The 13,563-nt window shown below is 42.6% G+C and carries 16 protein-coding genes and 1 other annotated feature (1 of these 17 only partly in view); of the genes, 10 read left to right on the forward strand and 6 right to left on the reverse strand.

The window, feature by feature from the left end; translation table 11 throughout:
• Positions 1-177 (forward strand) — a binding site (T-box leader) (it extends 72 nt beyond the left edge of the window).
• 183 nt (positions 178-360) lie between these two features.
• From BN1765_RS07565 to BN1765_RS07570, 3 genes are read left to right on the forward strand one after another with little or no spacing between them, the layout of a single operon-like run.
• Positions 361-1,464, forward strand: a complete 1,104-nt coding sequence (locus BN1765_RS07565) for a C45 family autoproteolytic acyltransferase/hydrolase (protein ID WP_050614544.1) — start codon at positions 361-363, stop codon at positions 1,462-1,464.
• Between the two features lie 20 nt (positions 1,465-1,484).
• Positions 1,485-1,610, forward strand: a complete 126-nt coding sequence (locus BN1765_RS20735) for an NUDIX hydrolase (RefSeq protein ID WP_390621169.1) — start codon at positions 1,485-1,487, stop codon at positions 1,608-1,610.
• 3 nt (positions 1,611-1,613) lie between these two features.
• Positions 1,614-1,946, forward strand: a complete 333-nt coding sequence (locus BN1765_RS07570; RefSeq protein ID WP_390621170.1) for an NUDIX domain-containing protein — start codon at positions 1,614-1,616, stop codon at positions 1,944-1,946.
• Positions 1,947-2,003: 57 nt separating this feature from the next.
• Here the strand turns inward: BN1765_RS07570 and BN1765_RS07575 are convergent, their stop codons facing one another.
• Positions 2,004-2,435 (reverse strand): DUF2383 domain-containing protein, encoded by a 432-nt coding sequence (locus tag BN1765_RS07575; RefSeq protein WP_050614545.1) that lies wholly within the window; start codon positions 2,433-2,435, stop codon positions 2,004-2,006.
• Between the two features lie 400 nt (positions 2,436-2,835).
• Here BN1765_RS07575 and BN1765_RS07580 point away from each other — a divergent pair, with 400 nt between their 5' ends.
• Complete coding sequence (locus BN1765_RS07580) at positions 2,836-4,077, forward strand: polysaccharide deacetylase family protein (protein WP_050614546.1); 1,242 nt, start codon at positions 2,836-2,838, stop codon at positions 4,075-4,077.
• A gap of 240 nt (positions 4,078-4,317) precedes the next feature.
• Here the strand turns inward: BN1765_RS07580 and BN1765_RS07585 are convergent, their stop codons facing one another.
• Positions 4,318-5,124 (reverse strand): glycerophosphodiester phosphodiesterase, encoded by an 807-nt coding sequence (locus BN1765_RS07585; RefSeq protein ID WP_050614547.1) that lies wholly within the window; start codon positions 5,122-5,124, stop codon positions 4,318-4,320.
• A gap of 89 nt (positions 5,125-5,213) precedes the next feature.
• Here BN1765_RS07585 and BN1765_RS07590 point away from each other — a divergent pair, with 89 nt between their 5' ends.
• From BN1765_RS07590 to BN1765_RS19500, 3 genes are all read left to right on the forward strand, one after another.
• Entirely contained in the window at positions 5,214-5,432 is a 219-nt protein-coding gene (locus BN1765_RS07590; RefSeq protein WP_050614548.1) for a DUF1659 domain-containing protein, read from the forward strand.
• 29 nt (positions 5,433-5,461) lie between these two features.
• Complete coding sequence (locus BN1765_RS07595; protein WP_050614549.1) at positions 5,462-5,686, forward strand: DUF2922 domain-containing protein; 225 nt, start codon at positions 5,462-5,464, stop codon at positions 5,684-5,686.
• 92 nt (positions 5,687-5,778) lie between these two features.
• A complete protein-coding gene (locus tag BN1765_RS19500; RefSeq protein WP_075050788.1) occupies positions 5,779-5,937 on the forward strand; it encodes a YvrJ family protein in 159 nt (52 codons plus the stop codon).
• A 68-nt stretch (positions 5,938-6,005) separates the two neighbouring features.
• On the opposite strand, the gene BN1765_RS07600 is transcribed toward BN1765_RS19500, so the two are convergent.
• The 4 genes from BN1765_RS07600 to BN1765_RS07615 form a co-directional block, all read right to left on the reverse strand.
• Positions 6,006-6,209 (reverse strand): cold-shock protein, encoded by a 204-nt coding sequence (locus BN1765_RS07600; RefSeq protein ID WP_042349162.1) that lies wholly within the window; start codon positions 6,207-6,209, stop codon positions 6,006-6,008.
• Positions 6,210-6,472: 263 nt separating this feature from the next.
• Positions 6,473-6,931, reverse strand: a complete 459-nt coding sequence (locus tag BN1765_RS07605) for a GNAT family N-acetyltransferase (RefSeq protein WP_050614550.1) — start codon at positions 6,929-6,931, stop codon at positions 6,473-6,475.
• Between the two features lie 122 nt (positions 6,932-7,053).
• Complete coding sequence (locus tag BN1765_RS07610; protein ID WP_050614551.1) at positions 7,054-8,277, reverse strand: NupC/NupG family nucleoside CNT transporter; 1,224 nt, start codon at positions 8,275-8,277, stop codon at positions 7,054-7,056.
• Between the two features lie 114 nt (positions 8,278-8,391).
• Positions 8,392-9,618 (reverse strand): NupC/NupG family nucleoside CNT transporter, encoded by a 1,227-nt coding sequence (locus BN1765_RS07615; protein ID WP_050614552.1) that lies wholly within the window; start codon positions 9,616-9,618, stop codon positions 8,392-8,394.
• A gap of 81 nt (positions 9,619-9,699) precedes the next feature.
• On the opposite strand from BN1765_RS07615, the gene BN1765_RS07620 reads away from it, so the two are divergent.
• The 3 genes from BN1765_RS07620 (at position 9,700) to nhaC (ending at position 13,525) form a co-directional block, all read left to right on the forward strand.
• Entirely contained in the window at positions 9,700-9,897 is a 198-nt protein-coding gene (locus tag BN1765_RS07620) for a hypothetical protein (protein ID WP_050614553.1), read from the forward strand.
• A gap of 138 nt (positions 9,898-10,035) precedes the next feature.
• Positions 10,036-11,616: a peptide chain release factor 3 gene (locus BN1765_RS07625; RefSeq protein WP_050614554.1), complete on the forward strand. Its 1,581-nt coding sequence runs from the start codon at positions 10,036-10,038 to the stop codon at positions 11,614-11,616.
• Positions 11,617-12,142: 526 nt separating this feature from the next.
• Positions 12,143-13,525, forward strand: a complete 1,383-nt coding sequence (nhaC, locus tag BN1765_RS07630) for a Na+/H+ antiporter NhaC (protein ID WP_050614555.1) — start codon at positions 12,143-12,145, stop codon at positions 13,523-13,525.
• Positions 13,526-13,563: the final 38 nt, after the last annotated feature.

Raw genomic sequence — 13,563 nt, forward strand, 5'->3', positions numbered from 1 at the left:
AAAATCCACAATTGAAAATGGTCTCAGAGCAGCTGCCTGAACGCCGGAAGGGCAAGACAAGAGTTGGTACTTGTTATAAAACCACAGTATACACATGGATTGTGTGTACTTGCAGAGGCTGCCCGTGTGAACTGGCAGCGAAGTAAAGTGGAACCGCGAATAAACCTCGCCTTTATCTTGATAGGATAATGGCGGGGTTTTTTATGTTTAAATCAAAAGAAGGGAGTCATTATTTACGCGCATTGATGTAAGCGCCATTGAAGAAGAAGTGGAAAAACTGAATAAAGCAAGCTTTTTAAAATAATTGTTTATTCCGTACTAACTGGTGCTAAGATGCTCTCTTTATTTGGAGGTAGATTAATGAATGGCTTTTTTGCAACTTTGGATATACTCCGTTGGCAGCACAAAGAAATCCCTATGGAAAGGATCATGGAAATGGAACCATTAACAGTGGATATTGTGCAAATGAGGGCTTCCCTTTATGAAATCGGCATACGAACAGGAAGCCTGTTGAAAGGAAAAGCGGTCCTGGATGCATACAGTCAACTTCTCGAAGACAGTCTGGACGCAGAAGAAATAAAACATGTTTATAAAGCTTTTGCCCCTCACCTTCTTGAAGAATTGGAAGGGCTGGCGGAAGGGACGGGTTTTTCAGTGGAAAAGTCGCTGAAATTATTCGGCGGATACGGATTGAAGAAACTTCCTATTATGGGCTGTACAGCTTTTATGACGGCAAAAAGCTATGTCAGAAATTATGATTTCTCACCTGCCTTATATGACAGTCTGTTCAGTGTCATCCAACATAATAAAGGGTTTGCTTCAGCAGGTTATAATCAACAAGGGATTGGGCGCTTGGATGGAGTGAATGAGTGTGGATTGGCTGTGGGTCTTCATTTTGTCAGCTTTAATGGATATAAAAAAGGACTTTCTGCTTGGAATACGGTACGGATTCTTTTGGAATGCTGCAAATCAGTTGAAGAAGCAATCCTACTTTTGCAGGAACTACCGCATGCTGCCTGCTACAATTTTTCATTAAGCGATCAGAAGGGTGCTGCTGTAGCTGAAACATGCCCGGAACAAATAGTAATTAGACAAGAAAGCAGGGAACTTGGTTGTTTCAATATGTTTGAATCAGCCGAAATGAAACACCGAAATAAAGCCGGGAATGACAGCAGTCAATGCCGGAAAGAATTTGTCGAGACCTTCAAGAATAGTGGAATGTCAACTGAAGAATGTTTTCGGCTTTTTGCTGATCTACAAAAACCGCTCTTTTTCCAGGAATATACTGAACTATTCGGGACTTTGCATACGATTGCTTATGACAGGGAGACATCATGCTTTATGACCGCCCTGGCCCAAGCGGAGGACACGTTCATATTTTCGATGGATGATTGGAAAGGCGGTTGTGATTTTTCGGAAGCCAGATTGGCCGGCATGATTGAAGAAAGAGAGAATACAACCTAAAGCTGAAAGAAGTGAACGCGATGGGGTACATTACGGAGCTGCGTAAAAAAGTGGGAAACATGCCGCTTATCATGGTTGGGGCTGCGGTTATTCTGGTTAGGGGGCCATTTATTCTTTTGCAGCTGCGGACAGATAATGAATGTTAGGGCTTGCCTTGCGGATCCATGGAGCCAGGGGAAGAGTTGGAACATACGGCAAAACGGGAGTTGAAAGAAGAGACAGGCTTGTCCGCTGTTCATTTAAAGTTGTTATCAGTGTTTTCCGGAAAGGATTTTTATTATAAATATCCGCACGGAGACGAAGTATACAATGTGATTGCAGCCTATATCTGCGATACCTATGAGGGTACCAAGCTCGGGCAAGCGGAGGAAGTGAAGGATTCACGTTTTTTTCATTTGAACAATCTGCCTAAAAGAATCAGCCCGCACGACAAGCCTATCCTTGAAGCATATAAAAAGGCGATTGGCATGATAGCAGATTAGACAGCGGGGCAACCACTTTACATGGTTGCCCTTTTTTTCATATACATGAATCACCTTTCACAATGAATCCAGTGTTTCTCTCAATGTAGCGACATGGCATGCATTCCGCTCCACAATGTCATCAATCAGTTGTATGTTCTTTTCGCTAAGTTGGCCGTTACTTTGATTCGCGGCCATTTGGGCCCTATACTTTTCCTCGGACCGAAGGGCATCTTCAAGAATGTCTTCGGTGAGGGTAGGGCTTGTCATTTTACTGAAGAAATCTGTGATTGCACGTGTGATTCCTTCATCGTGAATGGGGACCCCTCCCAGATTTTGAATACGCTCAGCTACCCGGATGGTGTTGAATTTATGTTCCTGCTGTATTTTTTGCAGCGTCTTTTTGACGCTGGGATCGCCACAATTATGTATGTAATGTTCATAGGCGTAAACCCCCATGTATAAGCCTCTTAATAAATCATTTAATTCTTTTACATCTTGGTTTTCCATTCTGTATTCACCTCATGTTTTTCCTGCTCTATAAGACTCCCGCCACTCCGGCAAAAGAATGAAGCGGCGCCAGTAAGAATTCAGGTTGGTTCAATTAATAATTGGGGAATGGACGAAAATCCCTGCGATTAAAGTTCCACTTTATTGTCATCTTATGTAGAAAAAATATTCCGGCAAGGCCTAAAAAAGAAAAATGGAATGAATTACAATTTTCCTACAATAAGAGTACGAAATAGTGTAATATAGATTTTATGAGAAAAAAATACATTTATTTAAGTGTTTATTCCTATGCTGATATATCCGTTTGGAAGAATGATAGGTAAGTAGGAATATGAGAAGGCTGGCGAGGATGGTCGGATGGATGCGGAATAAATAAAAAGATAAGGGGTAAACAGAGGAAATGAAAAGAAGGGGTAAGCTATTAGCAGCACTAGCAGCATGTTTATTTTTAGGGATTGGAGAGAAAGCATCAGGGGCGGAACTCAGTTTTGTGTCCATTGCCAAAAATACGCCCATTTTTGATATGATTGATGGCAAGCAAGTGCAGATAGGCACATTATCTGCTGGTCAAAGCTATTCATTGCGGGGAGAAGATTCGACTCATTATTTCGTTAAATTTGGAAATTATATGGGCTTTTTTTCTAAGTCAATGGGGAAGAAGGTCCCAAAAGCAACTTATAAAAATATGAATACACGTTTGCAGAATACAAATACAGCAGTGATCACAAAGTCAACTGCCGCCATTGTGGACATGCCTACAGTTAAGGGAAAAACAGTAGCGGTTGTTAACACCAATATCCGTTATCCTATTATTTCGAAGGAGAAAGATTGGTATAAAGTCGATGTGGGGAATCGGATCGGCTACATAGCTTCAAATAAGACGGTTGAGGATGCGGGTATCCCAATCCTCATGTACCATCATATGTTGGAAGATCCCGAAAATATTGAAGCGGCAAAAGGCAATTCGATGGTCATTAAGGTTTCTGCCTTTGAGGAACAAATGAAGTATTTAAAGACTCAAGGATGGAGAACCATTTCGATGGAGGAGCTTGAACAATATATGCTTCGCAAGAAAAACCTGACTGGAAAAGTGGCCGTATTGACCTTTGACGATGGATTAACTTCTTCGCTGAAGTACGCTTACCCGATTATGAAAATGAACGGCCAGAAAGCGACCCAGTTCATCATAGGGGGGAAAACGCGCGGATTCGCACCTGAGTGGGACGAAACGCAATTCCAATATGTCGGTTTTCGGGAAATGGCCGAAACGACAGATATTTTTGATTACCAGCACCATACCTTAGGATTGCATTTACGTGAGGCTAAAAAACCTATGAATCCGCTGATGACTGTAAAGTCTTTTGAAGAAATTAAAAAAGATCTGATTGAAGGAAAAATGTATATCGGACAGTTCGACAACCATCCTGAACGGATCAAATACCTAGCCTATCCATTTGGCCAGCGGAATGAGACGTCCATTCGCGCTGCTAAAGCTGCAGGCATCCATATGGCTGTTACAACGGAAACAGGCAATGTTAGACTGGGGGACGACTTCTTGCAGCTGAAACGGCAGGGAGTGGCTCCAAGGCATAATATGACCGATTTTATTAATAAATTGAACGGAACGTATAAAGAACATTAAAACAGGTCCCTATATCATCAGTCTATTTTCTAAAAGGTGGTTGTTTTTAAATAAGGTGAGTGATTGATCATAAGGTTGATTGATAGAAGCGAGCATCCTGGAGCGGATATCAATCGTCGCTTGCACCTTGGCTCTTCTTTTTAACCTTTTTCAAAAGGAGATATTGAAGCCGTTTTTCTATTCATTGGAAAGATTGTTTTTCAACACTGTGTAAAAAGCATGCTGATCCCAGCATGCTTTTTACGTATACCATTCCGGATAATCGGTTGCAATTCCGTCCATTTTTTTATAGGCAAGCCGTGCGCGGTCTTGTTCGGTATGGACGGTCCATACGACACATTTGCAGCCGGCTTTCTGAATCAATTCGATGTTTGCAGGGGTTGCCACTGTGATTTTGGGGTTGATATAGGCAGCGAATGGCCGCAGTGAGTTTACCAGACTGGAATTAACCTTCCGGACAAGAACCCCCACTGCAATATCAGGCATAAGTGTATGGAAATATTCTATAAAAGAACGGTCAAAGCTTTGGATAATGATGCGATCGCCGTCTGGTAGGGAATGCTTATGCAATTCTTCAGCCAATAAGGCAGCTGTTTTTTTTATGTCCTTGATATGTTTCACTTCGATAAGCAATGATATTTTAGGCAGATAGGCGCTGAGCACTTCAGGCAGCGTCATCATGACTTCCCCTTTGTAGGCGGCATTTTTCCAGGTGCCCATGTCCAGTTGTTTCAATTCCTGTTCAGAAAAGCCGTTTACTTCTCCTGAATCATTGGAAGTTCTGTCGATTGTGGCATCATGTATGACCATAAAACAATTATCTTTTGATAACTGTATATCAAGTTCCAAATAGTCTGCGCCAGCATTCACTGCAGCATCAAAGGCTGCTTTCGTATTTTCAGGGTATACACCTGAAGAACCGCGGTGGGCGATAATCAACGGTTTTTCTTTGTTGGAAGCAAATTCTATTGTTTTTAGTCTGCGGTGATACAGGGCATAGATGCCAAGCACGCATATAACTCCGATTCCAAGCAATAATTGTGGCATATTTTAGCCCCCTTTCTAAAAAACTTTACCACAAGCGCTACTTTTTATGCTTCTTTTTGTATAAGAAGTGTGAAAGGGAGGTGAAAGAAATGGCTACTGAAACACTATTATCTAAGCAATTGCGTTTATGCCTACAGTCGGGGATTGATACCCAAGGCAATCCGGTGGTGAAAAGAAAATCTTTCTCGAATATCGAAGGAAATGCCACGGTTGCCCAACTTGTTGCCACAGCTCAAGCGATTGCGGAACTGCAGACATTGCCGTTGTTGTCCATCGAACAGCAAGAAATTCAGAACTTGGAAAACTGATAAAAAATGAAAGGGAGAGGTGAACGTAGATGGGCAGTAAAGTCAAAACATTGGAGTTATCCTTTGTGACAGAGCTGAATAAAACAGCGACGATCAGCATAGAGCAGCCAAAGGAACCTATTGATGTCGAACGAGTGAAAGCAGCCATGGATACCATTATTCAACAGGGAGCGTTGACATCAAAAAGCGGGAAGTTAGTTGCCAAGAAGGATGTACGCTTGATTGAAAGAACCGTAAACGATTACAGCCTGTAAAAACAAACAGCAGCCATGCCGGATAAGTAAACACTTTTCCGGTATGGCTGCTTCTTAAAAAGGAAGGATCTTGTTAGAGAGGAGAAGAACCAATGGATGAATGGATTTCTTTAATCAGTGATGTGGGTTTTCCGATTGTGGTCACTCTGTATTTGCTTTATCGGATTGAGAATAAATTGAATACACTGAATGACACCATGCAAAACCTGCCTGCACGTTTTAGAGAAGCGATGACAGATCGGTTCTTATAGCGGCGATGGACATAAAAAGACGTTACTACATTGTAGTAACGTCCCATCACGTAAGTGAAATTTAAAAATTAAAGTTTTACCACGTTTTTAGCTTGTGGTCCGCGGCTGCCATCTTCGATTTCGAATTCAACTTCTTGGCCTTCGTCAAGAGTTTTGTATCCTTCGCCTTGGATAGCTGAGAAGTGTACGAATACATCATTTCCGCCTGGTACTTCGATGAAGCCAAAACCTTTTTCGCCATTAAACCATTTTACTTTACCTGTAACTGTCATACTATAAATCCTCCTAAATGTTAAACAAAAATTAATATGCTAGTTTATTACTTCCCAGATGAAAGAATAAAATTCACACATTATCAAACATCAAAAAGGTACTTTTGGTCCTTGGTAATAAGTGAATGTCTTTTAATAATTATACTGTAATTATACATGATGATTTTTTAAATAACAAGATGCTTGATAAAAAAATCTGAAACTTGCAAAGAGTTTACAAACCTTTACATAGGTTGTCGATAAAGGTTTGTAAACGCTGTCTGTTAAAGTGCCTTCTCGTAGCAATCGACACTTTTGCCATTAACACTGGCTGTCTGGTAGCGGAGGTATCCAAGTCCTTCCCAGAATCTTTTTCCGGCCGTATTATTTACGAGGACGCCTAATCTGATTTTTTCCTTCCCTTGCTGTCTCCATTCCTCTTCAAACTGGAAATATGCCTGTGTCCCGTACCCGTAACCTTGGTAGTCCTTATGGATCATAAATAAGCCAATCCAAGGGCAGCTGTCTTTGGGATTGATGTCGAGAAAGCTGATCAGCCCTATATACGTATCATCAGCTTTAATGAATGCATGGCTATCTCTGCCTTCAAGGAATTCTTTGGCGATTTCTGCTTCGCTTCGTTCAGCTTTTCCGTGTTCAAGCAGATTATAGTCAGCATTGGAATGAACGATTTCTTTAGCGATGAAGAGTGTTTGTTCTGTCAATGGTTCAAACGTAATCAATCGGTTCCCTCCACTTAGTTGTATTTCTTACTAATTGTAGATAAAATTTGCTTCTTCCACAAGGCTCATTTGCCGATGAAATAGGAAAAACCGTCTCCTCATGTAAGGGACGGTTTTTCCTGTCAACCAATTAACATTCCGGCTATCGCTGCGCTTAAACAGGAAGCAAGCGCTCCTGCAATGACGGCTTTTACACCCATTTTGGCAATTTCAGGCCGTCTTGCGGGAGCCAAGTTTCCAAGCCCGCCCAGTAAAATCCCTAAAGAAGAGATGTTGGCAAATCCACATAGCGCAAAAGAGATGATCGCCACTGTCTTTGGAGAAAGGTTCGGTATTTCCGGTGCAAATGCAGTGTAGGCGACAAATTCATTCAAAATCAGCTTTTGTCCAATGAAGTTTCCGGCAATAAGTGCTTCATCCCAAGGGACGCCGATCACAAAAGACAGAGGGGAAAAAATATACCCTAGAATCAGTTCCAATGAAATGTTTCCTGCCCCGAACCATCCCCCAATAAGACCGAGCAGCCCGTTGATTAATGCAATCAGAGCTATGAATGCCAAGAGCATCGCTCCAATGCTGAGTGCGAGCTTGAGGCCGTCTGCAGCGCCATTCGCCGCTGCGTCGATGATATTCGTAGACTGGCCGTCACTTTCAAGTTGGGTGTAGTCTTCCTCAACCGATTCAGGCTCAGTTTCCGGAAAGATGATTTTGGCCATAACTAATCCTGCTGGAGCCGACATAAAGCTTGCTGCCAACAGGTATTCCAGCGGCACGCCAAGGAGGGAGTAACCTACTAATACACTGCCTGCTACTGATGCAAGCCCACAGACCATTACAGCGAATAACTCGGATTTGGACATTTTAGGGATGTAGTAACGAATGACCAATGGAGCTTCCGTTTGGCTTACAAAAATATTCGCCGTCGCAGAAAATGTCTCCGCTTTTCTTGTGCCTAGAAGCTTCGCAAGCCCTCCACCAATATATTTGATGATAAATTGCATGACTCCAAGATAATAAAGGACAGAGATCAACGCTGAGAAAAAGATAACAATCCCCAAAACATTAAAGGCAAATACATAAGTGATGCCTGACTCAGGCGTATAAATTCCGCCAAATAGAAAATTGATTCCCTCATTTGCATAGGTAATGATAGCATTGACGCCATCCGTCAATTTCTGCAACGCCCATTTTCCCCAAGGCCATTTCAGGACCAGGAAAGCAAACAACAGCTGGATTCCCAAGCCTACTGCAACGGTTCGAATATTTATTTTTTTCTTATTGTTTGAAAGGATAAAGGCGATTCCAAGAATGCACGCAATGCCGATGAATCCCCATATGTAATTCATAAAAACACCTCAAATAACAAATTTGGGTAACCGATTGTCTGTCAAAAAGACAAGTGGATATTTCCGTTTACCTATAGAGTAAAACGTTCATCTGTGGTGGAATATAGTCGCTTCTCACCCTAAGATCATACCGGCAATCGCTGCGCTTAAACAGGAAGCGAGCGCGCCTGCAATAATGGCTTTCATGCCCATTCTGGCGATATCGGGCCTTCTTTCCGGGGCAAGCTTACCCAATCCTCCCAATAGAATTCCCAACGAGGAAAGATTGGCGAACCCACACAGGGAGAAAGAGACGATTGCTACGGTCTTGTCGGACAATGAAGGGATTTCTGGCGCGAAAGCGGAATAGGCGACAAATTCGTTAATAATTAATTTCTGGCCAATGAAATTTCCTGCTTGTAGCGCTTCTTCCCAAGGAACGCCAATTAAAAAGGCGAGAGGGGAGAATACATAGCCCAGAATCAATTCAAGTGACAGATTTCCTAAACCAAACCAGCCTCCAATCAATCCAAGGAGACCGTTGATTAAAGCAATCAACGCTATGAATGCGAGTAACATGGCACCGACATTCAATGCCAGTTGCAGCCCTGTAGAAGCTCCATTGGCGGCTGCGTCAATCACATTTGCCGAATGCTCATCTTCAGCCATTTCGATTTTTCTTTGTCCGTCATCCATACTTTTTTCCGTTTCCGGCAAGATCATTTTTGAAAGCAGCAGCCCGGCGGGAGCAGACATAAGGCTGGCGGCCAGCAAATACTCAAGCGGAACACCAATCAGTGCATAGCCAGCCAGAACACTGCCGGAAACAGATGCCAATCCGCATACCATGACAGAGAATAATTCTGATTGCGTCAATTTTGCGATATACGGTTTGATCACCAAAGGCGCTTCAGTCAACCCCACGAAAATATTGGCTGTTGCCGAAAAGGATTCCGCACGCCTTGTGCCCAGCAATTTTGCCAACGCCCCGCCGATATATTTAATAATGAATTGCATGACGCCCAAGTAATAAAGCACAGATATAAGGGAAGAGAAGAAAATGATGATGCAGAGAACATTAAATGCAAATACATAAGAAATGCCTGATTCAGGCGTATAAATCCCGCCAAACAGGAAAGAGATGCCTTCATTCGCAAATGTGATAATGGCATTCACTGCATCGGTTAGTTTTTGCAAGGCGGACCGTCCGAGCGGCCATTTAAGGACGATAAAAGCAAAGCCTACTTGGATGGCCAATCCGACTCCCACAGTGCGCAAATTGATTTTCCGCCGGTTATTTGATAGCAGGAGCGCAATGCCAAGAACCGTCGCAATGCCAATCAATCCCCATAAATAGTTCAATACAATTCACCTCTGTTAAAAAGGGCGCTAGAGATAGAAGACGCCCGTTCATGTAATAGACTGTCTTTCCTAGTGTGATTTATGAAGCGGGATATTATTCCTGAGAAACGTTTTTATGATAAAAGTTGGGGTAAAGGAACAATAAAGAATATATTGGAGGTAAAAATGATGAAAAAAATAATAAAACGTGTAGCAGTAGCCCTTTTGCCAATTATTCTAAAGGGAGCTAAAGAGTATATCAGCAATAAAATGCATGATAAAAAAATGGCGAAACGCTGAGTTGAAAAGTGGAATGATGGTCATAAATCCGGGAACAATCCATATTTTAAAAAGATAGCCAACCCCCTGGTGATTATGATATATTCGTTAAGTTAAGGCTATGAACGGCTAGATTTTTATAGATAAGGATGTAGAACAATGAACACATCACTTCAAAAGGAAGTACAATCAAGAAAGACATTTGCCATCATTTCCCACCCGGATGCTGGTAAAACAACCATGACTGAAAAGCTGTTGTTATTTGGAGGCGCCATTCGCGACGCAGGGACAGTCAAAGCGCGTAAAACCGGAAAGTACGCCACGTCCGACTGGATGGAAATAGAGAAACAGAGAGGGATTTCTGTTACTTCTTCCGTCATGCAATTCGAGTACAGCGGCTGTAAAATTAATATTTTGGATACACCGGGGCACCAAGACTTCAGTGAAGACACATACCGTACACTGACAGCCGTTGACAGTGCTGTGATGATCGTGGACAGCGCAAAAGGGATCGAGGATCAAACAATCAAGTTGTTCAAGGTCTGCCGTATGCGGGGCATTCCTATTTTTACGTTCATCAACAAGATGGACCGTCAAGGGAAGGAACCTCTTGAATTATTGGCAGAGCTTGAAGAGGTATTAGGGATTGAATCCTACCCAATGAACTGGCCGATCGGAATGGGCAAAGATTTTGAAGGGATTTATGATCGTTTCAACAATCGGATTGAGCAGTTCAAAAGCGAGGAAAATGAACGTTTTCTTCCATTGAATGAAGAGGGTGAATTGGAGATCGACCATCCGTTGAAGTCATCTCCTCTTTATGAACAGACATTAGAAGAAATCATGCTTCTGAATGAGGCAGGCAATGAATACAGTTTGGAAAAGATTGCCCAAGGGCAGCTTACCCCTGTTTTCTTTGGCTCTGCGTTGACAACATTTGGTGTGCAAACCTTCTTGGATGCATTCCTTCAGTTTGCACCTTCTCCTCAGCCAAGAATGTCAAGCGCTGGCAGCATCGACCCATTAAGCGATGAATTTTCAGGGTTTATCTTTAAAATCCAAGCAAACATGAATCCGAAACACCGAGACCGTATAGCATTCCTGCGTATTTGCTCCGGCAAATTCGAAAGAGGGATGAACGTGAACTTGAGCAGAACAGGCAAGTCCATCAATTTGTCATCCTCTACGCAATTTATGGCAGATGACCGCAATACGGTAAACGAAGCAGTCAGCGGAGATATCATCGGTTTGTATGATACAGGGAATTACCAGATCGGCGATACACTGACAACGAGCCGGGAAATGTACCAATTTGAGAGATTGCCTCAATTTACGCCTGAATTGTTCATGAAGGTATCCGCTAAGAATGTCTTGAAGCAGAAACACTTCCATAAAGGGATTAATCAGCTTGTCCAGGAAGGGGCAATCCAATTGTTCAAGACGGCTACCATGGAAGAATATGTACTCGGCGCTGTCGGGCAATTGCAATTCGAGGTATTTGAACACCGGATGAAAAATGAATATAATACCGACGTTATTATGGAATTCATGGGCCATAAAATTGCGCGTTGGGTAGATAGCGACGTTGTCGATGAACATTTATCAAGCGGCAGAAGCATCTTGGTTAAAGACCGTTATGAGAAGTATGCTTTCTTATTCGAAAACGAATTTGCATTGCGATGGTTCCAAGATAAGCATCCGGATTTGGTGCTATATAATCCAATGGACGGCAAAGAATAAGGCTCTTTAAGCTTTAGTCCGGTTTGAACGGAAGATGCAAGGATTCCTGTTTAGTACAGAGGAAAAACGAGCATCCGGAAATGAAATGGACTTTGCTTATCAAATTAAGTATGTAAAGAACAGCATATCTTTCATGTGAAGGTATGCTGTTTTTCATTTTTCGCAAAAACTGAATTTTATGATATAAATATTAGTTATTGACTTCTTTGGTGCGAAGCATTAGAGTATACATTAGCTTTAGCACTTAAAAGCGTTTAAGTAAAAAAGGAAATTTGTTGGGCAGTTTTAGTAGTGTTCTTTCAGGCAGCAGACAGAGACAGGATGGGAGCTGAAAATCCTGGCGGGAAGAAACATGAATTACACCTGCATGTAAGAACAGCAAATGACAATGAAGTGGGCAAGCTTTTCTTGTCAAATAGGGTGGTACCGCGAAGTGATTTCGTCCCTATAAGAAGAAAGGCTTTTTGTGTTTTCATAAAATGTTTTCTTAAGTCTTGCTGAGTGTGAACGCCAAGGAGGAGGAAAAATGCTACATTCATCAAAATTAAAGCTCCCTGTGTGGGAAGCAGCCCTTATTTTATTTTTGATCATTGCTTTATTGAGTACAGGAATCATCTATTTTTCCGTCTCACCCCATCTGCCGATGATTTTCAGCATCATGTTGCTGTTGGCATTTGGATTTATCAAGAAAGTGCCGATCAAGGAAATGGAACGAGGTCTTTTAGAAGGAGCTTCGTCAGGCCTTGGAGCCATTTACATCTTTTTCTTCATCGGAATGCTGATCAGCAGCTGGATGATTAGCGGCACGATTCCGACACTGATGTATTATGGTTTTCAATTGTTTTCAGAGATGCCGCTATATTTTTCTGCTTTTATTGTTACATCGATTGTAGGCATCTGCATCGGAAGTGCGTTTACAACCTCAGCGACAATCGGGGTGGCTTTCCTCGGCATGGCATCTGCGGTTGATGCATCATTGGCTGTCACTGCCGGCGCAATCGTATCGGGGGCTTTTCTAGGAGATAAAATGTCCCCTTTATCCGATACGACGAACCTTGCATCCGAAACAGTAGGCGTGCCCTTGTTTGAGCATATCAAGAATATGCTATGGACGACTGTGCCAGGTTTCGTTATTTCGGCGGCAATCTTTTTCGTTTTATCGCCGGCAGCTGGAGAGAAAACAGGCGATATTGCAGCGTTCCTGCATGCATTACAAGAGAATAGTTTTATTTCCCCTCTAGCATTGCTGCCTTTTGTTGTGGTGGCCTTAATGGCAATTTTAAGAGTCTCTGCTATCCCCACGCTAAGCTTCGGTATTCTGTCGGCGATTATCATCGCTTTCTTGCAGGATTCAGCAGTCACTGTCCAACAGATGGCAGATATCTTGTTTTCCGGGTTTGTCATGGAGAGCGACCTGCCCCAGCTGAATGATGTTCTTTCCCGTGGAGGCATAGAGAGCATGATGTTTTCTGTTTCCCTTGTCTTGTTGGCTTTGGGAATGGGCGGATTGCTATTCCGGTTGGGTATCATTCCCTCATTGCTGAATGCTATTGAAGCTTCTTTGAAGAATGTCTTTTCCTTAATTACAGCAACAGCATTGACAGCGATTGGCATCAATTTCTTCATTGGGGAGCAATACTTATCCATCTTGTTGACGGGAAAAACATATGAGGGCCAGTACGATAAGCTGGGCTATGCCCGCAAGACGCTGGCACGTGTTTTGGAAGATACGGGGACAGTGATCAATCCCTTGATTCCATGGGGAGTCTCTGGTGTATTTGTTTCCGGTGTCCTTGGCGTTTCAACTCTTGACTACTTGCCTTTCGCTTTCTTTTGTTTGATGGGGCCGGTTCTGACGTTCTTCTCAGCTATCACAAAGATCGGGCTTGCCAAAACGGAAAAAAACTAAACAGAATGCGTTCCTGATGGTGGAACGCATTTTTTATA

The sequence above is a fragment of the Bacillus testis genome, assembly GCF_001243895.1.
GTDB classification, from domain to species: domain Bacteria; phylum Bacillota; class Bacilli; order Bacillales; family DSM-1321; genus Bacillus_AD; species Bacillus_AD testis.